This is a genomic window from Nostoc sp. C110, from assembly GCF_043099725.1.
Taxonomy (GTDB): domain Bacteria; phylum Cyanobacteriota; class Cyanobacteriia; order Cyanobacteriales; family Nostocaceae; genus Nostoc; species Nostoc muscorum_A.
The window spans coordinates 59,640-85,659 of the sequence record NZ_CP171137.1; the positions used below are offsets into that span (position 1 = coordinate 59,640).

At 41.1% G+C, this 26,020-nt stretch carries 24 protein-coding genes; 21 read left to right on the forward strand and 3 right to left on the reverse strand.

Features of this window, described 5'->3' with window-relative positions:
* The first annotated feature begins 21 nt into the window (after window positions 1–21).
* Window positions 22–711 carry a thermonuclease family protein gene (locus ACFFRD_RS00275; protein WP_392476065.1) on the forward strand — a complete coding sequence of 230 codons (690 nt, stop codon included), beginning with the start codon at window positions 22–24 and terminating at the stop codon, window positions 709–711.
* Between the two features lie 85 nt (window positions 712–796).
* On the opposite strand, the gene ACFFRD_RS00280 is transcribed toward ACFFRD_RS00275, so the two are convergent.
* Window positions 797–1,156 (reverse strand): hypothetical protein, encoded by a 360-nt coding sequence (locus ACFFRD_RS00280; RefSeq protein WP_392476066.1) that lies wholly within the window; start codon window positions 1,154–1,156, stop codon window positions 797–799.
* Window positions 1,156–1,491 carry a DUF5674 family protein gene (locus ACFFRD_RS00285; protein WP_190964939.1) on the reverse strand — a complete coding sequence of 112 codons (336 nt, stop codon included), beginning with the start codon at window positions 1,489–1,491 and terminating at the stop codon, window positions 1,156–1,158. The genes ACFFRD_RS00280 and ACFFRD_RS00285 overlap by 1 nt, the downstream gene beginning before the upstream one ends.
* A 487-nt stretch (window positions 1,492–1,978) precedes the next feature.
* Between ACFFRD_RS00285 and ACFFRD_RS00290 the strand changes: the two genes are divergently transcribed.
* From ACFFRD_RS00290 to ACFFRD_RS00385, 20 genes are all read left to right on the forward strand, one after another.
* Window positions 1,979–2,257 carry a hypothetical protein gene (locus tag ACFFRD_RS00290; protein ID WP_242061012.1) on the forward strand — a complete coding sequence of 93 codons (279 nt, stop codon included), beginning with the start codon at window positions 1,979–1,981 and terminating at the stop codon, window positions 2,255–2,257.
* Window positions 2,258–2,706: 449 nt separating this feature from the next.
* Window positions 2,707–3,267: a hypothetical protein gene (locus tag ACFFRD_RS00295; protein ID WP_392476067.1), complete on the forward strand. Its 561-nt coding sequence runs from the start codon at window positions 2,707–2,709 to the stop codon at window positions 3,265–3,267.
* Window positions 3,234–3,509: a hypothetical protein gene (locus tag ACFFRD_RS00300; protein WP_392476068.1), complete on the forward strand. Its 276-nt coding sequence runs from the start codon at window positions 3,234–3,236 to the stop codon at window positions 3,507–3,509. The genes ACFFRD_RS00295 and ACFFRD_RS00300 overlap by 34 nt, the downstream gene beginning before the upstream one ends.
* A 77-nt stretch (window positions 3,510–3,586) precedes the next feature.
* Window positions 3,587–4,471, forward strand: a complete 885-nt coding sequence (locus tag ACFFRD_RS00305; RefSeq protein ID WP_392476069.1) for a hypothetical protein — start codon at window positions 3,587–3,589, stop codon at window positions 4,469–4,471.
* A 235-nt stretch (window positions 4,472–4,706) separates the two neighbouring features.
* A complete protein-coding gene (locus ACFFRD_RS00310) occupies window positions 4,707–5,684 on the forward strand; it encodes a DUF5895 domain-containing protein (RefSeq protein ID WP_392476070.1) in 978 nt (325 codons plus the stop codon).
* 242 nt (window positions 5,685–5,926) lie between these two features.
* On the forward strand, window positions 5,927–7,000 hold the full coding sequence (locus ACFFRD_RS00315; protein ID WP_392476071.1) for a hypothetical protein: 1,074 nt from the start codon (window positions 5,927–5,929) through the stop codon (window positions 6,998–7,000).
* 113 nt (window positions 7,001–7,113) lie between these two features.
* The gene (locus ACFFRD_RS00320) at window positions 7,114–7,557 is read left to right on the forward strand and encodes a DUF1257 domain-containing protein (RefSeq protein ID WP_392476072.1); all 444 of its coding nucleotides are present in this window, start codon (window positions 7,114–7,116) and stop codon (window positions 7,555–7,557) included.
* 3 nt (window positions 7,558–7,560) lie between these two features.
* Entirely contained in the window at window positions 7,561–7,773 is a 213-nt protein-coding gene (locus tag ACFFRD_RS00325; RefSeq protein ID WP_392476073.1) for a DUF2997 domain-containing protein, read from the forward strand.
* Between the two features lie 90 nt (window positions 7,774–7,863).
* Window positions 7,864–9,486, forward strand: a complete 1,623-nt coding sequence (locus tag ACFFRD_RS00330) for an AAA family ATPase (RefSeq protein ID WP_392476074.1) — start codon at window positions 7,864–7,866, stop codon at window positions 9,484–9,486.
* Between the two features lie 124 nt (window positions 9,487–9,610).
* Complete coding sequence (locus tag ACFFRD_RS00335; RefSeq protein ID WP_392476075.1) at window positions 9,611–9,958, forward strand: hypothetical protein; 348 nt, start codon at window positions 9,611–9,613, stop codon at window positions 9,956–9,958.
* Between the two features lie 13 nt (window positions 9,959–9,971).
* On the forward strand, window positions 9,972–10,532 hold the full coding sequence (locus tag ACFFRD_RS00340) for a WGR domain-containing protein (protein WP_392476076.1): 561 nt from the start codon (window positions 9,972–9,974) through the stop codon (window positions 10,530–10,532).
* Between the two features lie 78 nt (window positions 10,533–10,610).
* Window positions 10,611–10,844, forward strand: coding sequence for a hypothetical protein (locus ACFFRD_RS00345; RefSeq protein ID WP_392476077.1), 234 nt, complete (start codon window positions 10,611–10,613; stop codon window positions 10,842–10,844).
* Between the two features lie 227 nt (window positions 10,845–11,071).
* Window positions 11,072–11,428, forward strand: coding sequence for a hypothetical protein (locus ACFFRD_RS00350; RefSeq protein ID WP_392476078.1), 357 nt, complete (start codon window positions 11,072–11,074; stop codon window positions 11,426–11,428).
* Between the two features lie 188 nt (window positions 11,429–11,616).
* On the forward strand, window positions 11,617–11,841 hold the full coding sequence (locus tag ACFFRD_RS00355) for a hypothetical protein (RefSeq protein ID WP_392476079.1): 225 nt from the start codon (window positions 11,617–11,619) through the stop codon (window positions 11,839–11,841).
* A gap of 438 nt (window positions 11,842–12,279) precedes the next feature.
* A complete protein-coding gene (locus tag ACFFRD_RS00360) occupies window positions 12,280–15,042 on the forward strand; it encodes a filamentous hemagglutinin N-terminal domain-containing protein (protein ID WP_392476080.1) in 2,763 nt (920 codons plus the stop codon).
* Window positions 15,043–15,367: 325 nt separating this feature from the next.
* A complete protein-coding gene (locus ACFFRD_RS00365; RefSeq protein WP_392476081.1) occupies window positions 15,368–17,455 on the forward strand; it encodes a pentapeptide repeat-containing protein in 2,088 nt (695 codons plus the stop codon).
* 37 nt (window positions 17,456–17,492) lie between these two features.
* A complete protein-coding gene (locus ACFFRD_RS00370) occupies window positions 17,493–18,650 on the forward strand; it encodes a pentapeptide repeat-containing protein (protein WP_392476162.1) in 1,158 nt (385 codons plus the stop codon).
* Window positions 18,622–20,700, forward strand: a complete 2,079-nt coding sequence (locus tag ACFFRD_RS00375) for an NACHT domain-containing protein (protein ID WP_392476082.1) — start codon at window positions 18,622–18,624, stop codon at window positions 20,698–20,700. Before ACFFRD_RS00370 ends, ACFFRD_RS00375 begins: the two co-directional genes overlap by 29 nt.
* 148 nt (window positions 20,701–20,848) lie before the next feature.
* Entirely contained in the window at window positions 20,849–22,255 is a 1,407-nt protein-coding gene (locus tag ACFFRD_RS00380) for an AAA-like domain-containing protein (protein WP_392476083.1), read from the forward strand.
* Between the two features lie 3 nt (window positions 22,256–22,258).
* Window positions 22,259–24,763, forward strand: coding sequence for an AAA-like domain-containing protein (locus ACFFRD_RS00385; protein ID WP_392476084.1), 2,505 nt, complete (start codon window positions 22,259–22,261; stop codon window positions 24,761–24,763).
* A 48-nt stretch (window positions 24,764–24,811) separates the two neighbouring features.
* Here ACFFRD_RS00385 and ACFFRD_RS00390 read toward each other — a convergent pair whose 3' ends face one another.
* The gene (locus ACFFRD_RS00390) at window positions 24,812–26,011 is read right to left on the reverse strand and encodes a hypothetical protein (RefSeq protein WP_392476085.1); all 1,200 of its coding nucleotides are present in this window, start codon (window positions 26,009–26,011) and stop codon (window positions 24,812–24,814) included.
* Window positions 26,012–26,020: the final 9 nt, after the last annotated feature.

Consider the following 26,020-nt stretch of genomic DNA (forward strand, 5'->3'; position numbering starts at 1 on the left):
TAAGAGTGATTTTTAGTACAAATGGTTTTTAAATTTCGCTTGATTGGTGTTGGGGCTTTGTTTCTAGCTCAAATGTCGTTACCCGTATTTGCCAACAATCTTACCGCTACAGTTGTAAGCGTAGGTGACGGTGACACCATACGGGTGAAAACTGGTAACAAAACTGTGACTGTCCGCCTCGCTTGCATTGATGCACCAGAGATGAAGCAAAACCCTTGGGGACAGCAATCATCAACAAGACTTAAACAATTGCTGCCAGTAGGACAAGCAATTACCATACGCGCTATTGAAACTGACAAATACAAGCGCTTGGTTGCAGAGGTGTTTGTTGGTAATCGCAGTGTCAACGTGAGTATGGTGCAAGAAGGACAGGCTGTAGTGTATCGTCAGTACCTCAAAGGTTGTCCAGAGTCTAAAGATAGCTTGTTGCAGGGTGAAAACACCGCTAAACAAGAGCGTTTAGCATTTTGGAGTCAGGCTAATCCTGTAATGCCTTGGGACTTCCGCCACAGAGCTACCCAAAAGACAACTTCTCAGGCGATTCAACCGCCGCAACAGAATAACTGCGACCCTGCTTACCCAGATTTTTGCATTCCAAAGAATTCAGCAGACTTAAATTGCCGAGATATTAGCCAACGAAGGTTTAAAGTGCTGCCACCCGATCCTCATGGGTTTGACCGAGATGGTGATGGGATTGGGTGCGAACGGTAAAAACGAAAACAATAGTGCAATTCTCAAAATTTAGTAAAAAGTAATTGAGAACAGAAGGGTTGTAGGGCGATCGCACCATTTAAGACTATGCACTTATAGATTCAGAAGTCAGCAAACCAGACAAAGCTAATATTCGTTGTGACCAAGTAGACGCAATATCTGCAATATTTGCAGTTTCGCTTGAGTTATTCCAAATATTGAGCCAGTTTTGTTTCCAGCCTTGCAACAAGCCAAGAAGTTGATCTAATTTAATATTAATTTGGCTTTCTCGCTGGATCAAAGACAAATACAGTAAAATTTCGTCTAACAATACGGGAACTACTTCAAGGCTTGCACTTTTTTGTGACCAAGAGTTAAGACGTGCCAAACTAACGGCCAACTCTCCCAATTGTTGTGCGTGGGATAGGCTTAGAAAACTAGCTTCAATTGTACTCCAGTTGGGCATTATAATCCTCCTAGCAATTGCTGGGTAATCTGGGTGACGCGTTCTCGAATTTCGGGGGATCTAATTACCATACTACGGTTATTTTGGCTGGGGCGGATGTTGATGATTGACTCAAAGACAATTTCCTGAGTCGAAGGAGACCAATCAGCACCCCAAATATCTCGTTGTCTGCTTCCGTCTTTGAGTAACTCTTGTTCACATTCGTAATGGCGAACGCCACCACCTGCAATAACTTTGCGTTCGATGTCTACTGCTATTTTAATAAATACCTCCCAAGTTTTCAGCATTTCTTCTATTTCTTCACTCGTAGCAGGCTCACGGATAATTAAAATCAATTGAAATTAGTCCTATTTAGCAATTAACAACGTCAACTTATACACTACTGGTTCATGCCAAACAAATGAAGGTAGGCAATTGGTAATTTTTAGTTGTGCGTTGAGAACTCAGCTTGGGACACCGAGAGTCTTTAAAACAAACAGATAACTAAGCCAGTTGACTCTATCAAGCGTTCTAGATTTCCTCAAAAATGATTCTGATGACCCACCAAGTCTGAAAACTGGTTGTAAAAACTTCATTCCCTCAAATTCAGGGCGATCTCATTTTTATGAGAACTGCGATCGCCTTATTTAGTGTTAAGCGGCTTGTAAGCCACACCATCTCTAGCGTAAAAACATAGTCATGATTTTCCGAGTGACTAGGCTGAAATCATCGCATTGCAAAGCTAAAGCGATCGCTTTTGGCTGTGAGTGATTTACTCTTTACTAGCATCACTTTATCAATTACATTATGGATACGTCAAGTGACACTAGTAAAGAATATATTATGTTAGAACTAGATTTAATTACCACTGTGGCGTGGAAACAAGCTTTTGGGGAGAAGCTGAAGCAGATGCGTGGAAAAGTTTCTAGGCGCTCACTTGCCGATGAAATCCAATCAAGATTTGATTACAAGGTTTCTCAGCAATATATTCAGCTTTTAGAAAATCCAGCTATGCCAAAAGCTCCTCAAAACGTCTCTTTTCAACTGCTTAGATATATTTGTCAAGTGCTTGAACGTGATGTACAAGAGATTTTTGGTGTTCCTAAAATTATTTCCCATTAATTTATAAGTAGCACTTGACACTTATAAGTGTAGCTAGTAAATTATAAATATAGCGGAGGAACAAAGCGCCAGCCTCCTAGCTAAATATAGAGGCGCTCACCATTGAACCTTGAAAAAAGTGAACAGAAAACAAAGCCCCCAGGTAAAGGATGCAGCGAATAGTCAAGGCTGCTGAAGTGAGGTAAGGGCTGAGTGGGTTCCAAATAAAAAGTTGCCGCAGCAGTACGATAGTCGCTTTGAAGCTCGTTGCCGACTACTGCCCGATCAAGAGATATGCTGCTGTAGCAAGCTCCGGTCACTGACTAGGAGTAATAAATATGAGGCTTTGCCAATTCTAGAGTGAGAGTGTTGTGGCAAGCCACAACGTCAATCAGTACACAAATCAAAAGGCGATCGCTGGCTCTGGAAAAGTTGCGATCGCTCTTTTACCCATTTAAGAGGTATTTCTAATGATTACACAAGTTTCAGCCCCTGCGCCAACAAAAGATCCGTTAACCACACGCGATCGCCAAATCATTGCAACTATCGTCAATCAGTCAGACTACTCAAAAGAGTGCAAGCCCGAAGATGTAGTAACTATCTGGATCAACAGTGATGATATCGTGTGGGTAAAAATGATCCACGGCTATGCTCGCTACCACAAAGAGTGTTTCAAACGCGCTGTTGCAGAGGTAAAAGCGAGTCTTTCTGCTCCAGTAGAGCGCAATCACCAGGAAGATGAGGAATTAAAACAAGCTTCTGAGAAAATTGGCTTATTGGGTGATTGTGATTGGCTATCGTTGAGCGTCCAATACTATCCTGATAAAGTAATCGGTCACGCTGGTTGTTATATCTCTCACAAGGCTCGATTATTTTCCCCACCGACTGAATGGGATTTCACTCTGCCGAAGTGGAATATGCCTGCTGCCATCTGTCCAGACTGCGAAGGACATGGGTGCGGTAATTGTTCGTATCGCGGGACTCGTGCAGAAGACTTGTGCGAACCAGTAGACGGCACGGCTATCGACTGACTTATGTAGGACGCACTAGCCTTCAGACGGCTCACAACGTATATCTAGATGGTAAGTTCTTGGGAATTGTCTTCAAGGTCAGAAACGTTGATGAGTTATGGGAAAACGACCCCAAGACCTACTATTGGCAGTGTAGCAATGGCATGAAGTATTGGAGCGTAAAAGAGGCTGTAGAAGCACTGTTCAGGGTAACTACTCCGATTGAACTGCCACAAGTTCGTCGGGAGTTGGTAGCGGCGTAAGTGAAATGGTGGGTTTCTATACCCACCACTAAGCTTTTCTCAACCTCGTAAAATAAAACACAGTTCGCCCTTACAAAATGACCCAACAACCTCACGATAAATTTGCCAAGCAGTTTTTAGAAGAGTTACTTTCTCCCTTTGGGGAAGTAAAAACTAACAGGGAAGTCACTGATGAAACAAGATTTGTTGATGTGTTATTTTCACCAACACCGACATCTGCGGTTGATGTAGAAACTTTAGGATTATTGGGTAGAATAGCAGTATTAAATACTACTTTGCTAGAACCGTTTCGCAATCAACCGAATAGAACAGAAGTACGTAGTTGTCTACAAAAATTGTTCACTGTAATTGCAGACGCACAGCGTAAAGCTAACAGGGAAGACACAACAATAGCGGAGAACGAGCTAGCACAACTGTGGATTATTTCTCCCAGTGCTTCCAAAGCTCTGCTCAAGGCTTTTGAAGCTAAACTAGATTTAGACAATTGGATGAGCGGGGTGTACTTTTTGCCTGAAGGAGTAAGAGCAGCAATAATAGCGATTAACAAGCTACCGCTAACTCCAGATACGCTGTGGTTTAGGCTGTTGGGTCGGGGAAAAGTACAAAGGGAGGCAGTAGAAGAACTGGTTGCACTACCACCATCCGATCTTGTACGCCGGAACGTACTGGAAATAATTTACAGGTGGCGTATCAGTGTAATGACACAGACAGAATTAACCAGAGATGACCAGGAGTTGATCATGAACTTAACAGAAGCTTATCAAGAAGCAAGAGCGCAAGCGGTACAAGAGGGGCAACGTCAAGTAGTAGAAAACTTGTTAAGATTCCGGTTTGGTTCTATGGATGAAGAACTTTCAAGAGTAGTCGAGAGTTTATTGCAGTTAACACCAGAAGAATTTACTCCCCTATGTCTTGAATTATCCCGTGAAGAGTTGTTAGCAAGATTTAATTCACACGAATAACCTATAACTACAAATAATTAGTAATAAAAAGCGCTTTTGTGAAATCAAGAGCGCTGTTTTATTGGCTCTGTACTTGATAGATACATCTGAAATCAACGGCTTCGCCAATGAGAGAGTGAAATCTGTTGATATTAAACAATGACCTATCAAGAAAATAATGCAGAATTACCCAATCAGAATTAAAGCTTCGCTTATTTTTTGCGAAAACTAACATTAAAGAAAGGCAGCAGCTACTATGACAGCTTTTGACTTTGATTCTGCTGAACACAAGGCGCACGAAAAGACTCCAGCAGCAAAGAGTATTCCTTCACCCGCAGGCATTTGGATTGCTTACGAAAATCAACAATTAGCAGGATGGTACGAAAATAAAGAACTAGTTGGTGGGAAAGAGTATAAAGTTCTTACTAACAAGTTGGACGAAAACGATGAAAAGATAGGCATTCCTGGCGCTCTCTATAGACAACCACGAATACTTGTGATTGGGCGATCGCCTCTGCTATACGGAAACGATAGAAAGGTGATTGGAGTTTGGCGTAGCAGTGATGGTTTGGACAAGAACGCCTACAAATTCGGTAGGCGGTATATGGTGATTTTCGTCGATTCTCAAAATCAACCTCTTCATATTGCACCAGTACAAATAACTGCTTGGGGAGTATTTCAAGTGTCATTTGATCAACAACTAATGGCATTCCGTGAAACCTGCGAACAAGCTTATGCAAGTTTTCAAGGCAAACATCACCAACCGAAGAATTTACTTTGGCATTCGATGTGGGTATTTTGTCCCATATTGAAAACAGAGAAACGTGAGAAAGGGGGGCAAACCTCCAATGCCTGTGTATGTAACGGATACGAAAAGCCAACTGCGCCCGACTGGGAGAGTTATTGTATTGGCAAGAAACCAATAGCTCAAGAAATTGCCCTTGTGCATAATTCCATCTGCGATTGGTGGAAAAAAGGATTGCCTAACAATAACTTACCAAAGCATATATCTCATGCACTAGATCGCAATCAATTGATGATGGAGTCACAACGATTGATTGAAGCTTTAGGTTGGAAAGAGGAAAAGGGCAAACAGTTTCTCATAGATAACTATGGGAAAAAAGGAAGGCAGTCACTAACTAACGAAGAATTTGCTAACTTCGTCAACAAATTGCAGTCTATGCAAGCAAATTATGACGATGAAGTTGGTTACTGGGAAGATGTGCCTTCTTAATAGCCAAATACTTGTTGAGGTGATTGCAGCAATTGTGTTCGCCTTTATGCTTCCCTATTTACCTTCAAGTAGGGAAGCATATTTGATCAGTTCTCAAGTCTTGTCTACAGCTAACAAAGAAAAGGCATATTAGGCTACAAAATAGCTCTACAAAAGTAATCTATAGAGCTACTACTTGAGAAATACTCACAAAGAAAGCTTCGCTTAATCGAAGTGAAAAATAATGATTGAGGTGAATAATCATGGTACAAGCAATTGACAACCCTATCGTTGCAAATTTCCTAACTGATGCAGTAGTCGAGCGCCACAATTTCTCACAGTTAAATAAAACCCGCATTAGATTTCGCATTCAGCTAAAGAAAAGTACAAAGTCTGCTGCTCCTAAATGGGCAGATGTCTTAAAAGCTGAAGTCTCTGAAATTGAATCAGACCTCGTGAAAGTTACAAATTCCGAAGTCGGTTTGCGAGGTATCAAGGTATTTAAAAAGCTTGATGAAGCTGCTGCCCAATTGCGTCAAGAGATTGCTTCGGTTCAAGAATGGATGTCTGCGGATACTGGTGATTGGATTTGTCCGATTGATTTGGCTCCACTTGTTTGGAGCCAACTACTTAATATTAGGGATAATATTGCCCCTGGTTTACGCAATCAATTAAAAGCTGATTATGAATCAGGACTCGCAGATTATCAAGAGCGGATTGACCAGTTCCTCTCACTTAACACTTGGGAATTACCCCACGATAAGCAAGAATCTGTAAAAGCCAACTTGTTAAGAGCATTTCCGACTCTGACCGATCTCGAAGACTATTTGCAAGTCATTATTGGTCGTCCAGTGATTATACCTGCCCTCTCTGAGCAACTCAACCAGCAACAAGCCGAATGTCTTGACCAGATTACCAAGTTCATCCAACAGTATGACCAAAATCTGGAGCAACGATTAAGGGAATCTGCTCTAGCTGGCGGTGAACAACTTGCCGCACAGTTGCTTGAAGAATTGAGCGACTGGGAGCCAGGACGCAAGCCAGTCCAGTTCAAAAAAAAGATGGAAAAACACCTAATGAAAGTGCGGGTGTTACTGGCAAATGCCTCACCGGAAGCTGGCAGCAGTTTACAGCAGATGATGGAGCATTTGGATTCGATTGTCACCGACCCAGCGATTGAGTCCAAAAATCTTGGTTCTGATACGCGCAGTCAATTACAGCGAAAGATGGAAGAAATTCGGGTCAAACTCCTAGACGAACAGCGCAATCTCCAAGAGCTAGCGACTGGCGACGTGGGCTTGTCGAAAGCTACGGTCATGTCGTTCAAGTTCAGGTAAAAAACAGTCTTGGGCGAGGGTGCATTCGCTCAAGACTAAATACCTTAAACGAAAAATGCATATACACCTCACAAAGAATACCGCAGTTCTACCACTATAGGAACAAAATTCTCATGTCACACTTCTCAACCGTTAAAACCAAGCTCACATCCTTTGAATGTCTGGTACAAGCTTTACAAGATTTGAAACTGAATCCGCAAGTTCACTCCTCACCACAATTACTAAAAGGATACTACGGTGGCTCTCAAGGAAAAAGCGCTGAAATCATTGTGTCTGGTCGCACCATAAAAGCTCGTGCAGATATGGGATTTAAGTGGAATGGGTCGGAATACGAAATGATCCAGGACGAGTACGAAGTAATTAGGCAATTAGGAGGAAAGTTCTACGCCTGTCAGCTAATGCCTGCTTACGGACGGCGGATGGTTTTGGCGAAGGCTGCCGAGTTACAAGAGCAGTTTGGTGAATGTGCGATCGCTGAATCAACTAAAGGAACTGTGCAAACTCTACGCCTAACCTTTGCCGGACATCAAGAAGTTAAACAATTTGCACGGAGATAAATTATGGAACGTTCAATACTGATTCATTTCGACAATGCTACAGGTGAAGTTCGAGTGGAGGCTGAGGGATTTGAGGGTTTGAGTTGTTTATCGGCTACGCAACCATTTGAATCCGCTTTGGGAGTTGTGAGCGAGAGCGATCGCACGTTTAAGGACGAAGCCCAAACCCAACAACTTCGGACTACCCTAAGCAGTCAAACACGTTTGCACCAGTAATCAGTCATCAGTTACCAGTTTTAACTCGGCTGGTAACTGCTGATCATAAAGGCTTCGCCATTTCATAAGTGAAATATTTGAATAATTGACATGAAACTCTCAAATCTGCTCTCCACACTCGATTCACAAATTCCGATCGCAGCGCTTGATGTGCTGTCTCCTGATGAAGCAACGATTATTCAGTGGTTGACTACAGAGGCATCTAACAAGCTATCAAGTCCAGTGTTTTTCTGGAATCTGGGAGTATCAACCTTAGAGCAATGTTTAATCGCAGCAGATGGGGGATTGGTGTTTAAGCCAGTTGCAGAGTATAAGAAACCACCACAGGCTGATCCATTGTTATATGTGTTTGATTACATTGCTAACTTTAGTGGGAATGGTGTATTTATCCTCGGAGATATTCACCCCTTTATTGCGAAGAATTCACCCCAATTGAGTTGGGAAATTTTAAGCAAGATTAAAAACCTTTACCACAGGTTAAAACCCACAGATAAACGCATTGTCTTGTTAGGTCAGAACATACAATTACACGAATCCTTAGTCAGATTGATTCCTTATTGTGAAGTTCCTTTACCTAGTATTGACCAAATACTTGAACATATCAATTCTTATTTGCATGACCTACAACAGTCAGCTATTGAACAGGAATTGACTTTCACTGTTACGCTTGAAAATGCTGAATTTGAAACTCTTTCTCGTGCTGCACTGGGTTTAACCCTGGAGGAGATTAGCGACTTCCTTCGGTTAACAGTCAAAGAAAACTTAACTAATGATGGTGTCGTTGTCGGCGCTGATTTCATCCCCAAAGCCGTCGAGTACAAAACTCGGCTACTGTCTCAAATGGGTATCGAGTTGGGTAAGCCAGCCAGCATACTCTTCGGCGGTTTGGATCTACTGCGCGAATGGCTGACTCGTCGGCGGCGGCTATTCACACAAGAGGCGCGAAGTCTTAGCTTACCCCAACCAAAAGGCGTGCTACTGGCAGGGCCTCCAGGTACTGGGAAATCTCACTGCGCCAAAAACATCGCTAGCATACTCAATCTACCACTTCTGCAACTCGATATTGCGTCCCTTCTAGGTTCACTAGTTGGCGAATCCGAAGGTAATGTTAAACGCGCACTGAAAACAGCATCCGCGATCGCACCTTGTGTCTTGTTTATTGATGAGGTGGAAAAGGCGCTTTCAGGTATTGGCGATACAAGTGGTGTTAGTCAAAGGATTCTTGGAACTTTGCTTACGTTCATGAGTGAGTGTACTGCTGGGGTATTTATTGTAGCTACTTGCAATGATCCATCAGCACTACCAAGTGAGTTTAAGCGCAAAGGTAGGTTTGATGAGGCTTTCTTTGTTGATCTGCCCACTGAGCCAGAACGGGTACAGATTTTGGGGATTCACCTAGAGCGATTTGGTATTCACCTGGAATCGGAGTACCTCGAAGCGATCGCAGCTTCGACCGCAAAGTTTTCAGGCGCAGAACTGGAAACCCTTGCTTCGGAAGCTGCTCTACTGGCATTGGATGAGGGTAGACCGCAGCAGGTAACGCTTGCTGACCTCGAAGCCTGCCGTCAAACGATTACCCCGCTTGCCGTTACTGATGCTGCTGCTGTCGAGCGTATGCAGTCCTGGGCGGCTACCGCACGACGGGCTAGTAGTCCTGTGGTTGCAGCGAAAACTCAATCTTTGCGTGCTGCTAAATTTCGGAATATGAACTGATGAAAAAGCGATTGTCTCCTGATTCTATGGGGGCGATCGCCATCGGTTCATAGCGGGTACGCCATCGCTCTTTCTTTTGCTAATTGATAGCAACCAATTAACATAGTTAATAAGATGCAGAAATATGGCAACAGACTTAGTTACTTATTACGGGCAGACTCCAACCATTGACCAACTGGTTGAGAATTATGGCGCATATTTGGAGAAATTAGACAGAGAAACAAAATTGTTGCTTCGGACGGTATTAACAAATTATGTATTTATGCTAGAAAGGCATAAGCCGAGCAGTTACACATTAATAGAAGCTTCTAGGGATGCACTTTTTGTCACATTTCTTGGTATGGATACGCCACAACTTTTGGTAGATATTTGCTCACAATTAAATGGGCTAACAACACACGAAGCAGAAACAATACTTGAAGCACTACAACATCAAATTAGATGGGGCAATGCCCAGAAGTTAGCGAGTTGACTGGGTTAAAAACATGGAAATCTATTTAGTGTATGTTGATGCTATCCAGAACAGCAATAAGTTCTGGGCGGCCATTGTCGAAGATAGTAACTTGACAGTGCAGTGGGGCAGAGTCGGTTATCAAGCACAAACCAAAGTTCACACATTAGGCAATCATCAGAGAGCGGTTAGTAAATTTAACAATCTGGTAGCTGAGAAAAAAGGTAAAGGCTACCGCGAAAGTCAGCCAGAGATTGATGCTAGCCGCAGTGTTGCAGACATTAGACGAGCTATTCAATTGTTGAATATTCTCCGTCCAGCTGTTGCTCTCCAGAATTTTGGTGATACCTACATATCTGCTCTTAATGAATATCTGAAAATCGTCCCAACACCTTTGGGGATGCAGATAAATTATCACAGAGTTTACCGCACAGTAGCAGATATTGACTATCAGCAAGAATTACTCAATTCTCTGTTAACGACACCTGCACCACAAGTTGCTGCGGTGGCTGTTGGTCATGCCCCTGAAGCGACAGCAGAACTCAATGTAGTCAGTCTCAAGACTATCAGTAAGAATTTCTGGCGACATTTGTAAACGAATTACCACAAAGCTTCTTTAATAGTAGTTTTGTGGTAGTTTTTTTATCGTTGAAAATCAAAACAATGAGTGAATATGGCGAAAATAATTGTTAGTTCTTGGGAATCAGAAGGGTATGGACATTTTACTCATACCCAACAAGAGATAACTTTTCAAGAAAGAAAAATAAGGGAAATATGTGACCAGTTAGGCATTAATTTCCCTGAAGTGGATATACAGGTTACATCACTTAGCACCCGAACACAGATTATCGCTGATGAATCTGTATTGGATCATGTAGAGCCGATTTACTTTAGCGATGCGGATTGATTAAGTATATCCCTTAGTGCGGTATGCGCTGGGGGATATTTTTAACTGACTTTCAGCTTAATTGCTTGTTTGTCCTTTTGGTTGTTTCGTATGAGATCGCTTAACCATTAGAATATCTTTTCTGAATGTGGAATTTTTATGTAAATTTAACCACATATACCTGATGAAAGTTTACAATATAATTACTGGAACTAATTTAGTTACAACCAAAGGCTTTGGTTTAACCCATGACTGATAATAAACAAGTTGTCTGCCAACTCACTCAACAAAAACCAAGACGTGTTTTGGTTGTAGCTCCAAGTGAACTAGCTATCCATCATCGTCACAGACAATCCTTTCAAACACCGCCTAACTTAGGCAATTACATTCTCAAAGTCATCGCTAAATTGTCCATCGTCAGCACTATGTTGTTTGGCATCAGTGCATTAGGCTACTGGGGATTAGAAATCGTTGAAGCTAACACAATCCCGACGATAGAAGATAGATACGATTGGCAAACTCAAAAGCATATTTGTTTAGGTTGGATGCTGTTTACTTTTTTTAGCTTTATTGGAAGTGCTTCTTTTGGTAGCGAGTCCCATTAATAAGTTCCAGATGATAGAGTTCATAATAAAATTTCATCATTCAAAAGTCATAATTGGGAAGCAATTTAATATGATTGGTAGATTGATTCATGAAAATTTCTGTTAATATTTTAACTATTCAGACAGATGTATTCAGAATAGTTGAATTCTTAATATTTAATATCTGAGTAAATTTTAGTAGAGCAATTATGAATCCTATTAATCAGGCTATTTTAGAATCTCTGCGTTCTGGCGAGAAAACTGCTGGAGAATTAAAAGACATATTTGATTGTAGTTACAGCGTCCTTGATAAGGGATTGCAGGATCTGATTGACACACACCAGATTGAAGCCGGATGGAGTAATGATAATTATCCAGCAAGAATTTATCGGCTCAAGCGCCAGCAACAATCTATGACTTTTTGGAAAAATTAGTCATTCTTTTTTAATGCTAGATAATTTTCCCAATCTCAATCATTTCAAAAAGCAGATTTCAAGATTCCGCAAGAATTGAAAAGACAGTAATGATTGCAGCCAAGTATTTTCTCTCTATATTATAGGGAGTTCTACTAAACTATACGGTTTAGTTTTACTTTGGTCGCAGCTACCTTCACACTACCCCTAGTAGTTCACCAACCCAAAATTGCGCTTGTGGAGGTCGGCAGAGGAGCAGAGGGGAAAGAACTTGGTATTTGCCTCTCCTCTGCTAACCACCTTTGCATTGTTTCCTTAGCAGACTACTAGTTGCAGATGAATCTCCGACTCAGCTGCGACCATCATTAACTTATGCTGCTGTTCCTCAAATTTAATCATGTGATTTTGCATACCTTTACGGGAACTCTAACTTTAACGAGTTCAATCCAGGTATTGGTGATGAGAATTACTTACAAAGAATCAAACCTCTGCTTTCAATTGTTGTTAACAGCATTGATCGCAGGATTTTTCACTTCAGGCATATCATCACCAGCCTTAGCTCAGGTAATATCTGATGGCACGACTAACACCAGTGTCAGCATTAATGGAAATGACTTTAGGATTTTCAATGGTGTTAATAAAGGAAATAATTTATTTCACAGCTTCAGTAATTTCTCAGTACCGACAGGTGGCAGTGCAACCTTTGATTTAACTAACACACCAAATATTACAACGATATTTAGTAGAGTTACAGGCGGTAATGTTTCTAATATAGATGGGTTGATTCAGACACTCAGTAGCAATAACCCAGTCAGTTTATTTTTGATGAATCCGTCGGGGATTGTATTCGGGCCAAATACCAGCCTAAATATCGGTGGTTCGTTCGTCGGAACAACAGCAAGCAGTATCAAATTTAGCGATGCAACAGAATTTAGTGCAGTCAATTCCACTGAACCACCGTTGTTAACCATGAGTGTACCCGTGGGGTTGCAGATCGGAAGTAATGCGGGAGCTATTCAAGTCCAAGGCTCACCAATTCACGTGCAAGGGCCTCCAGGGTTAGGGTTCGGTTTGTTCTTTTTTAGATTACCAACATTATCAGTGATTCCCAACCAGACTCTAGCACTTGTGGGTGGTCAGATTGATATTGATAGTGCCAATATTTCTGCTCCTGATGGACATATAGAATTATGGGCGCTGCAAAATGGAGAAATTGCCCTAGACAAGGAAACTGGATGGCAACTCACTTCTTTGCCAAATACTGTCAACGGGGGTACAATTACACTGCAACAAACTTCTTTTGTCACTGCGGATGGTAGCAACGGCGGCGCAATTAATATTTGGGGACGGGGATTAACCTTACAGGATGGCTCGAACATTGGTGCAACAACCTTTGCTGGACAAGGAAAAGGTATTACCGTCCAGACTACAGAATTTATCGATCTTTTAGGAACCACCGATCTTGTTAACCAACCTCTCTTCGCTGGGATCAGCACTTCTGTAGGCAATTCATTAGGATTAATTGTACTTCCAGGGCCACCAGCAACAGGACAAGCAGGAAATATAACCATCGAAACTGGACGTTTAAAGATGGCTAATGGAGCTTGGCTTGTGTCTAGCACTTCTGGTAATAACTCTAGGACTGGAAATATTACCATTCACGCTACAGATGTGGATCTCTTGGGATATGAAACTTTACTTGGATCTTCTGCAACTACAATTGCTAATTTACTTCTCTCTGGAAGCAATAATCACAGTGGACAAGTTACTGTTGATGCTCAAAGGATTCACCTATTCAATGGCGGTCGTATTAGTAGCAGTGTGTTGGGAGGGAATGGTACAGGAGGAGAAGTCTCCATTCGAGCTACCGAGAGTTTAGATATTCAAGGCGCTAACCCTGTTGGTATATTTAGTGCAGTTCTCGCTTCGCTGGAATCTGGGACAACAGGACAAGGAGGAAACATTTCTATCGATACAGGGAATCTCATATTATCAAATGGTGGGGGCATTACCAGTGAGGTAGTAGGTTCTCAAGTAAATTTCTTGGGTCTTTTTATACCAGGAGCAATTGGTACAGCAGGAAATATTGATATTCGAGCTAAAGATATACAAGTCAGTGACCCGATGATTGATGGATATAGCCAAACTATCACAGGTATCAAAGCTTCTCTGGGTAATGGTTCTGTGGGTTCAGGTGGCAATCTTAACCTGACAGCTGATAATCTGCGTGTTTTCAATGGTGGACAAATTACTTCTTCTAGTTTGGGTCAAGGATCTGCTGGTAGTGTTAACCTGCAAGTGAAAAATCTTGACGTACAGGGAACTTCCCAAAACTTAATTAATGGTAGCTCTCTCAAGAGTGCGATCGCCGCATCTTCAACAACTAGCTTTGCTGCGGGGTCTATAAATATCACATCAGATGCAGTGCATGTCAGGGATCATGCGGAAATTACTGTGAGTAATACAGGCAGTGGCGATGCAGGCAATCTAAATATTACTGCTAATAACATCTTCCTTGACAATGGCGCAAATCTGCGTTCTGAGGTGAATGGAGGGGGTCAAGGTGATATCCACCTCAATGCCAATGATGTACTGCTATTACGGCACAGCAGTAACATCATCACTAATGCCCTTGGTACTTCTACAGGAGGCAACATTAATATCAATGCTGGGTCAATTGTCGCTGTGCCAAAAGAAAACAGCGATATTTCGGCTAATGCGGTACTGGGAAGCGGTGGCAATATCCAAATAACTACTGGGGGCATCTTCGGATTGCAATTTCAAGACCAACTTACACCCAATAGTGACATTACTGCCAGTTCCCAATTTGGGTTAAGTGGTACCGTTCAAGTTAATACTATCGGAGTCGATCCAAATTCGGGTTTAGTCGAACTACCTGCAAATGTTACCGATCCATCCCAGCAAATTGCCAGTGGCTGCGCGAGTAATCAAGGCAGTCGCTTTGTCGCAACAGGTCGGGGTGGTGTACCACAAAATCCCAATCAAGAAGTGAGGAGCGATCGCACTTGGTCTGATATTCGTGATCTCTCTGCATACCGTAAAATAGGCGAAGTGACAGTACAAATACCAGCATCCCCTGAAACTCTTGTCCAAGCTACTTCTTGGCATCGTAATGCTGATGGAAAAATTGAGTTAGTTGCAAATAAATCTTCTAATCAGCTTCAACAACCATTAACCTGTGCTGCTCTTCCAAGGAGTTAATTTTTTAGTTTATAGGTTCCGTCACATGGATAAAGCTCAAATGATTTCACCTTCTGCATTAGTAGATAAGCACCGTCAAGCAGCAATCGCTTTAGCCAATGGGAAAGAAATATTGGTAGAAAGGGCGTGGCCTTTTTAATGGGAACGAGTGCTGCAATATGCGAGAGTTGAGTTCGCTACTTCTGCCAAGCCTTCACTGTGGAAGCTTACCCAAGAAATGCGATCGCTGAACACACAAACTTCAACAGGAATCTTGTGTTACAGTCCGTAAAAGTCCATACTGAAGCTGTATGTAACATAACCCGTCGCTTTTATAAGCCTAGCCATGCCCCAAGACTTCTCTCACCAGAATCTCAGAGGTCGTTCATTCAAAGGTCAAGACCTTGCAGGGGCAAACTTTAGCTATGCAGATATTCGAGGGACAGATTTTACAGGGGCTAATTTGAGAGGGGCTAACTTTAGTAATGTAGAAGCAGGATTGCAGAAACGTTGGGTAATTGGGATAGTACTAATATCATGTTTATTGTCAGGAATATCAGGTAATTTTTCAGGTTATGCAGGTAGTTTTCTTTCAATTTTACTGACTAATGGTTCTGCTAATATTACCAGTTGCATAACCTTTTTAATCATGCTTGTAGTCTTATTTGTTACTATCCGTCAAGGTTTAGTAGCAGGATTGGGAGCATTCATTTTCTATTTTGTCTTTGCTTTCGCTTTTGCAAGACCCTTTAATGTAACATTAGGTGCAACTTTAGGTTTAGGCGGAGCTTTCTCTTTTTTCTTTGCCGCAGCTGGAATTTTAGCTGGAGTCTTTGCTTTTTCTTTGGTGTTTACCGCAGCCGAAATCAGAGCTAGAGTCTTAGTTTTAGCTGTAACCATTGCAGGAGGTGGAGCCGCAGGAATTTTGACCAAAGACGTAGCAAAAAGTTTTGCGGGATCTGGGACAATCGCATTGCTTAGTATTTATATTGTATGGCGTGCTTTAAAAGAAGATCAAAAGCACGTTTTTATCCGAAATATCGCTGTTGCTTTTGCAAGCTTTGGCGGTACAAGCTTCCGCAATGCCGATTTAACTGATGCCAATTTTACGGCTGCCACACTTAAAAATACTGATTTGAGAAAAGCTATTTTGACTCGTACTTGTTTCAATAAAACTAAAAAAATTAAACTTGTTCGGACTGGAACAAGTTACTTGCAAAAAGCACAAGTAGTACAGGTTTTAATTGCAGGACAGGCACAAGACAAAAACTTTGACCATCAAGACTTGCGAGGAGTAAATTTTCAACAAGCCAATTTAGCAGATGCCAGCTTCATAGGTACTGATCTTAGCGAAGCCAACTTACAAGACGCAGACTTATCCAGAGCAAAGCTAAAGCAAACTCAATTAGACGGAACCGACTTCACGGGCGCTACTCTCACTGGAGCCTACATTGAAGACTGGGGCATCACCACTGACACTAATTTTGACGGTGTGAAATGCGAATACGTTTATGTGCGGCTCCCAACAAAAGAAAACCCAGACCCTCACCGTAAACCAGACAATAGACAAGAAGTTTTTGCTCCGGGTGAGTTTGGAGATTTTATCAAGCCAATCTTCGACACCCTCGACCTGTACCATAATCAAGGTGTTGACCCCAGAGCGATCGCTATTTCCTTTAAGCAGCTAGCCGAAAATCACCCAGAAGCAGATTTGCGGATTGTGGGAATGGAAGTGCGAGGCGAAGATAAGTTCTTGCTTCGTGCAAAAACAGCAGCGATGGCTGATAAATCTGAACTGAGCGCAGAATATTTTGATACTTATAATCAGATAAAAGGTTTGCCGGAGCGAGAGATTAAATTACTGCTAGCAGAAAAAGATAATCAAATCCGCAGATTAGAAAATATGGTGATGACGGCGTTAGAACGTCCTAGCTTTTATTCAAACGTTGAACAGGTAGGTTTTATGACAAACAATCCCGGTGGTTTTTCAGTTGGTGGTTCAGTTGATGGCGATATTAATAATGTTCAGGGTGAAAATAACCAACAAAGGGTAAGTAATAAAAGTTCTAGTTTTAACTTACAAGGCGCTCAATTCGCTGGTGGTCTAGTCAACGCAGACACAGTAAACGCACAACAAATCGGCGGCAACATCACCAACTACTCTACTGAGCAAAAGCAGAATCTTGCAGAAGCCGCAGCAGAAATTCAGCAGCTTCTCAATCAATTAGGGCAGATTTACCCTACTAGCACTCCACTAGAAAAACAGATAGCGGTGACAGAAGCACTCAAGAAAATCGATAGTAATCCTACTTTGAAAGCGCGGGTAATTGGAGCGTTGAAATCTGGTGGAACTGAGGCATTGAAGGAATTAGTGGATCATCCTCTTGTTAACATACTTTTGGCAACTTTAGAAGGGTGGCAGGATGCTGAATAGTTCAGTCGCTACAGATGAAGCAGAGGGGTAACTGGTGATGGCGAATGAGGAGCATTCTGCAATATTATTGCAAGAAGGAGTAGAGTACTGGAATCAGTGGAGAAGAGACAACCCTGATATAGTTCCACAACTTTCTAACGATAACCTGAGCCAGTTAAATCTTAGCGGTATTAATCTCAGTCAATGTAATCTAACTAACTTCTACTTCCAATATACTAATCTTCATGAAGCAAATCTTAGTCAAGCTTACCTTATCAAATCTGACTTTAGTTTTTGCAACCTGACTAACACTAACTTTACCAACGCTTATCTTAGTCATTGCGATTTTACTCAGGCTGAACTCAATGGCACGATTTTTGATAATGCTGACTTAGGCTATGTTAACTTAAGTTTTGCCAAACTTAATGCAGCTAATTTTAGGGGAGCTAACTTCAGGCAGACGCAACTTCAAGGTTTAGATTTAAGTGGTTTAGACCTTAGTCATGCTAACCTTAATGACTTAAATCTGAGTTGGATTAAATTTATTGAGTCCAATCTAACTGGAGCAAACCTTAGTCGTTCTCAAGTATTATGGACAGATTTTACCGCAGCAATATTTACCGGAGCCTGCATAGAAGATTGGCATACAAACATTGTAACAAACCTCACTGACGTAATTTGTGACCACATCTACCTTCGCCAAGGTCAACAAGAACGCCGTCCCAACAATGGTAACTTTGCCCCTGGCGAGTTCACTAAGTTATTCCAAAAATCCTTAGAAACACTTGACCTAATCTTCCGCAATGGTATCGACTGGGATGCTTTCGCCTACTCGTTCAAAAAATTAGAAATCGAAAACCAAGGCGCACAATTGGATGTCCAAAGCATTGAAAAGAAAGGCGACGGCATTCTTGTAGTCCGAGTAACTGTTGCCCCTGATGCAAACAAAGCGAAAATCCACGGCGACTTCATGCAGGGCTATGAATTTGCAAATAAAGCATTAGAGGCGCAGTACCAAGCAAGACTTGAGGATAAAGATAAAGTAATCAATCAGTTATTTTCTTCAATTAACCAGTTAAATAAACAACTAGCAGAAACTTCTGGTAAAGTCTCGATTTACTACCAGCCTAACTCCCAGTTTGCAGGTGGAATAGTAGATGCCAACACTGTCAACGCAGACCAGATAGGTGGTAACATTCAAAACAACGACGTTTAAAAACGCTCAAGCCAAACCCATGCTTGATTCAGAAGACCCGAAGCAAGTTAACAACGACTTACGCAATTCCCAGTTTGGCGGTGGGTTTATTAATGCTGAGACAGTGAATGCTGGACGAGTTGGCGGAGATATTTGGAATATCTTCTTGGGACAGCCAACAGTAACACCAGTAGGCAATCCTGCTAGACCAAAGAATGAGCGGTTACTACTAGCCACAGTCAAACAAGAAGTTACAGCGCGGTTAAGCCAGTCTCTACATAATACTCTACTAATTAATTTAGGAAAGGAGTTACAACCGCAACAAGTAAAGCGACTTTGGGATACAGAAATAAAAGTTGGTTTAAAGCCTCCTGAAGTTCTCTCAGATAGCACAACAATTTTAGATATTTTTGATTCTCAAGAAATAGCAGGTAAACTTTTAATCCTGGGTAATCCAGGTTCTGGGAAAACAACGACACAATTAGAACTAGCACAAGCTTTAATTCAACGAGCAGAAGAACAGCCTGATTATCCTGTTCCAGTTTTATTTAATTTATCCTCTTGGAAAGATAACCGCCAAACTTTAACTGATTGGTTACTGACGGAACTTAAATTGAAATACGGTGTCTCAACCAAACTTGGTAAACAGTGGGTAGAAAACCATCAGCTATTACTCTTTCTAGATGCTCTCGATGAACTAAAACCACAGCGTCAAGAAATCTGTGTTCAAAGAATTAATCAGCTTTTACTAAGCCAAGAGCGTCCATCTTATATGGTTATATGTAGTAGAAGTGAAGAATACAATAATTACTCTACTCAGGTTCAACTCAATGGTGCTGTTTGTTTACAGCCTTTTAATAATAACCAAATTTATAATTACCTTTTTAATATTAAGCGAATAGACTTATGGGCAATTATTAGCAACGAGTCCGATTTACTAGAGCTAGTTAAAACACCTTTATTATTAAGCATTACTGTACTAGCTATGGAAGATATATCTCTTGAAAAATGGCAGTATCTTTTAAATACGGAAGCACGCTTACAATATTTACTGAATACCTATGTATCAAGAATGTTAGAGCGTGAAGTTAAAATTAAAACATACGCAAAGTTAAGCTTTCCGAAAAAAGAACAAACTATATTTTGGCTCCATCGGCTAGCTCAACAACTTAAAAAAGATTCAAAAACTGAGTTATTGATTGAACAAATACAGCCAGATTGGTTAGTTAGCAAAAACAGTAAAAATTTATACAAATTTATATTTGGATTAATATTTGGATTGATTGCTGGATTAAGTGGAATTCCATTATTTGGACTGATTGGAGGAGTAATTGGGATTCCACTTTGGGGAGTAACAAGAGTACTAATATTGGAAATATTTTTTAATTCTATTTATGTACGCAATTTGCAAGAAATTACACTTATAGAAAATATCACTTGGTTTAATTTCAATTATGAATTGCTAGATTTGATTTTATTTTTTGGGCTAGTTTTTGGGCTAGTTGGAGCATTAGCTGGAGGAATGCTTGCAGGATTAGTTTTAGGAGTAGTTGGAGGACTAGGGGGAAAGCTCATTGGACTAATTACAGGACTAATTACAGGGCTGATTATTGGGTTGATTATTGGGGTAATTGGAGGATTGGTTTTTGGGTTGGTTTTAGGATTAGTTTTGGGGTTGTTTTTTGGACTAGTTTTTGGTCTTGCTGGAGAGCAGTCTGGTTCGTTTATAGAAACAAAATTAATTCCTAATCAAGGCATTTGGAAATCTAGTATCAATGCTGTTTTATTAACCCTATTATTTGGGGTAATTGGATGGCTAATTTTTGGACTGCACAGAGGGGTAATGTTTGGGCTAATTACAGGACTATTCTGTGGTGAAGCCTGTATCCAACACTTCACCCTACGCCTCATTCTTTACTTCAACGGCTACATCCCCTGGGACTATGCCCGTTTCCTCAACTACTGCACTGAGCGTATGTTAATCCAGCGTGTTGGTGGTCGTTACCGCTTTATCCATAAACTACTGCAAGACCACTTTGCCCAAATGGAATTCAAGCGCGATTCAAGGTAATTGTTAGCCTGTAAATTGAGTCTCAGATAGAAGCAAAGCACGCGATCGCAAGTCATATACAGGTAGCAAGGTCAACGTCAACACTGTTAACTCAGAACGAATAGGTGGTAATATTCACAACAACGCTTAAACCTGCCCAAATTGACCCATGCCCGATTCACAAGACCCAAAGCAAGTCAATAACAACGACTTACGCAATGCCCAGTTTGGCGGCGGGTTGATTAACGCTGGCACAGTGAATGCTGGGCAAATTGGCGGCGACATCTACAATATTCACCTTGAGCAGCAGACGGTGGCATCAGGTAATTCAGTCCAATCACAGAATCAACGCCAGCGATCGCAACAAGAAAGAGACTCACTCGAAAAAGCTTACACCCTCCAAAGCAAGAAAGTTGCAAATCTACGAACAGCGTTGGTAATTGAAACCGATGTGTCCCGTAAGTTTCAATACGAACAACAGCTTCAGGCAGAGGAACGCACACTGGGGGAGCTTGGCGAAAAGTTAGATGCAGTTGAGCAACAGTTGCAAGCGGCTGAGAACTCTGGACTAACGGCAGACACAGCAATATATATTAAACGACCACCCATTGAACAGAAATGTTATAAAGCAATCGTGCAGCCTGGAGCCTTAATTCGCATCAAAGCCCCGCAGAGAATGGGTAAAACTCTGCTGCTAGAGAAAATCCTAGACTATTCTAGACAGCAGGGATATGAGACAGTCAAACTAGATTTAAAACTTGCTGATAATTCTACTCTAACTGACCTAAAAACTTTCTTGCATTGGTTATGTGTCAATGTTTCTGATAGCTTGGATGTGTCAGATAAAGTAGATGAATATTGGCAAGAAAGTTTGGGTTTAAATACAAGTTGCACTCGTTACTTTCAAAGATATTTATTATCGAATATAGATAATTCTCTTGTCTTTGCGATAGATAATTTTGAACGTCTATTTGAATATACCAATATTTTCTCAGAATTCTGCCTCCTGTTGCGGAGTTGGTATGAAACAGCCAAACAAGGAGACAGGATGGGAAAAATTTGGAAGAAACTCCGACTGGTGGTAGTTAATTCCACAGAAGCTTACCCTACTCTGGATATCAATCGTTCACCGTTTAACGTTGGACTAGCTATTGAGTTACCTGAGTTTAATCAGCAACAGGTGCAAGAAATAGTGAAATTGTATGAACTAGAGGGGTACTTTCGGGAAGAGGGATTAAGTCAATTAATCAAGTTAGTAGGTGGACATCCTTATCTCCTAAACGAGGCAATAGCTAACCTCAAAAGCCAGGAAACCTCTTTAGAGGAATTAATCAGCCTAGCTCCAACAGAACAAGGAATTTTCAGCTATCATTTACGGCAACAACTAGAATCTTTGCAAAGTGATTCTCAACTAAAAGAGGGTTATGCAAAAGTGATAACAGTAGATAAATCAGTACAGCTTAATCCTGAGATTACTTTTAAATTGCACAGTCTGGGTCTAGTTAAGATAGTGCGTAATGACTGTATTGCTAGTTGCGATTTGTACCGTCAGTATTTTTTGGCACGTTTGGAGTAGTTTATGGTTGACCAGTACATTTTTTCTGGAAGTCTACCTGAAAATGCCAGCACTTATGTCAAACGAGAAGCTGATGATGAATTAAATGAAGCCCTATTACAAGGAAAGTTTTGTTATGTACTAAATTCTAGACAAAGTGGAAAGTCCAGCTTGCGTGTAAGAACAATGAGCCGTTTGAGCGAGGCTGGTGTAGAGTGTGCATCTATTGATTTATCCTCCATTAATATTCAGACAGCAACTCAAGAAAATTGGTATGCAGATTTGATTGTTAAGCTCATCGATAGTTTTGCCTTGGATGTAGATTTTAAAGCTTGGTGGGAGCAGAATCAATTAAATTCACCATTGTTAAGATTTAGTAATTTTTTGACAAAAATACTTCTCGCAGAAATCTCAGAAAATATAGTAATTTTTATTGATGAGATTGATAGTGTTCTGAGTTTGAATTTCCCTACAGATGACTTTTTTGCTTTTATTAGGTCTTGTTATAATGAGCGAGTTGATAACCCCCAATACAATCGCCTCACTTTCTGTTTACTAGGCGTTGCATCACCGACCAGTTTAATACAAGATAAGAACCGTACCCCATTTAACATTGGTAAGGCTATCTCCCTCAAGGGTTTTCAATTGCATGAAGCTAAACCATTAGAAAAGGGTTTGCAGGGGAAGTTTAATAATCCCCAAGCAGTAATGCAAGAAATCTTGCAGTGGACGGGGGGACAACCATTTTTGACTCAAAAGTTGTGTCAGTTCATGGTTGAAGAATCTGAAGAAAATAACCCTCGTTCAGTAGAGCAAGTTGTCAAGTCACGCATTATTGAAAACTGGGAATCACTTGATGAGCCTGAACATCTCCGAACTATTCAAGCCAGAATTTTGCGGGATGAACAACGGGCAGGTTATTTACTAGAACTGTATCAGAAAGTCAGATTGAGTGAGGAACAAGCTGAAGTAACAGCAGATGAAACATTAGAGCAAAGCGAGTTGCAGCTTTCAGGATTAGTAGTTAGGCAGCAGGGTAAGCTGAGAATTTATAATCAAATATACCAGGAAATATTTAACTTCAATTGGATTGAAAATCAACTAAACAACCTCCGTCCCTATTCTGAAAATTTTCGCTTTTGGGTGAATTCTGGAGGTGTTGATGAATCACGGCTACTGCGGGGCAAGGCTTTGCAAGAAGCAGAAGAATGGGCAAGAGATAAGAATTTAAGTTATCAGGATAAACAGTATTTAGCTGCTAGTAAAGAGAAAGAAATTCAAGAAGAAATTGCTGCGAAGGAACAAGAAGCTGCTTTGGAACGCGAGAGAAAAGACAGGGAGGCAGCAGAGGGAAGAAATCAACTGCTCAGTGAGGCTAATAAGAAGGCTCAACGGAGGATTGGTATTGGAATTGTTGTTTTGGTTGTGGCCGTTTTGGGAGCAGCAACTTTAGGGATATCCACTAGAAAGCAACTTAATGAAACTAAAGCAGAAGTTGAAGCTGTTCAGAAATTAAATAAACTAGCTGGAGAACTACAAAGCAAGGGAAACTCTAGCTCAGAAGAGCTTACCTTTAGCTCAAATGAGGCTTTAAGGCTTTCTGCTTTATCTTTTAACATTAATAATCACCAACTTAAACAAGCATTAGTATTTGCTGCTAGAGCGCAAACACATCAACAGTTAAAAAAACTGAAAGAAGCGGAATCAGAAATTAAGCAAAGTCATAAGTTATTGATTGAAGCGGATAAAAAAATTTTAGAATCTAACCAAGGCTTACAAGTTCAAGTATTATTCCAAAAAAGTCAAGGTGATTTACTAGCCCAGAATAAAACAACTCAAGAAGCTATAAAATCTTATCAAAAAGCATTTAGTATTTTAAAGGCTCATCCCAACGAAACTGATTTTACTAAAGCTAATCAGTTGCTCACAGGTGAGAATATTGAATTAGTTCATCGAGATTTAATTAAGCTAAATCCTCAAGATAAAGAAGTTGAAGTATCTCTTACTAAACATTTATATGCTCAACTTGAATATTATTTAAAGGCTAAAAATTGGGAAGCGGCTGACATAAAAACATATAAACTCATACTTAATATTGCTAAAGAAGAAAAGGAAGGATATTTAAATGTTGAAACTCTCAATCGTTTCTCTTGTGACGACCTGCGAGAAATAGACCAGCTTTGGTTTGATGCAGACAACCGTTTTGGCTTTAATATCCAAAAAAGAATTTATACAGAAACAGGAAATCGATTAGATATAATAAATGCCGATGACTGGACTTCCGAAGATGTAAATAATTACTATCAGTTTGCTAAAGCAGTTGGATGGATAGCAAAACAGAGAGGAGAGAAAGTAGATTGGGTGAATTATAATGTGTTTATGAAAGGAATAAGAAATGAACCTTCCTATGGTCAAGGTGGTTTACCTATAATTTTCGGATTACCAGAAAGCAAGCTTTGGCTAGGTACAAAAAGTGCTGTTACTCTTAGTTTTTCAGTCTTTTCTCGCATTGCGAGTTGTAAAATATAGCATAGCTTACACGAGTGATTACTTTTAACATTACCCTTTAACTAATTGCTACCTCTCCCAATCCACCAAAACCCCATCAACACAAGCAATATCCCACTGCGGAAACTTCGCCAGCAATTTCTTGATCACAATCTGCAAAGCCGGATCATCATTCCAACACTCTTGCAAGAAGTCAAACCCCGGATTCTCCCCCGAATTGCTTGCTACTTTGAGTTTCTGCATACGCTCCGGTCGCATATTTGACCGCGCAACTATAGCCTCATACGACCATTTTTCATAACTGGGGGCAGGTGCGGCGAAACTTTCACCCTCATGAGCCGCTTTAACTTCTCCACTCGAAACTGAATTTTCAGCCATCAACGAAGTGGGGAAAGCCTGTTCTACTTCCTCCTGTGTTTGATGAGCGATCGCAGAATTTAGAGATTTTTCATTTTGGGCAATGGGCGCGGTGAAACAAGCACCTTCATGAGGGTATATCGCTTCAACAGCAGAGACTTGGTTTTCAGCGAACAACGGAGCAGGTTGACTTGGTACAGCTTCCACTAGCACCAGCGATGTACAGTCATTCGCCGTAGGCGAGTCTTCCTCCTTCTCTGAGACGCTTTCAACAGTCTGAGGCGAAGCGCCCCCCAAGGGCGCGTAAGCCGTCTCCTCCTCACGCGAAATCTGTGTAAGCGTGTCAGAGACACAGCTAACGAACTCTTCAAAAGAGTTCGTTAGCTGTTCCTGAACAGTTCGTGAAGGTTTTTGAAACCCTTGCTCTAACTGACTTTGACCTAAAATAGATGCTTTATACAAAGCACCCATTTCTTCACAGCCAGCATCTTTCTCTGAATCCCCAGCATTTGATTCTCGTTTTTCAGCATCTAATTCTCGTTTCGCAGAATCCCCTTTTTCCCAAAATTCCTTTATCCGACTGCCATGTAAATTCTTGACAGTCCACCTCATAGTTTCTCGGCCATCTTCTATGGACTTGTCTGGCTTGAAAATGAACAACCCACTTTTAGAGAGAATTTTCTTCGCAGAGATAAAAGTACTGTACCCCAAAGCAGAGGTCAAAGGCATCCATCGAGAACCGTAGGGGTCAGCCGTCCAACATTCTTGCCACAATTGCGTAACAGATGGCTTTTGTTGCGATGCCCAGAGCATATCTTGAATCGGAATAATCACATGAAGTCTTTTGTATGGTGATTGTGGTTTAGCGGCAGCAGCCTTTTTGGGGTTGGGTCTGGTAATAGTTGCAGTCATATTTCAATC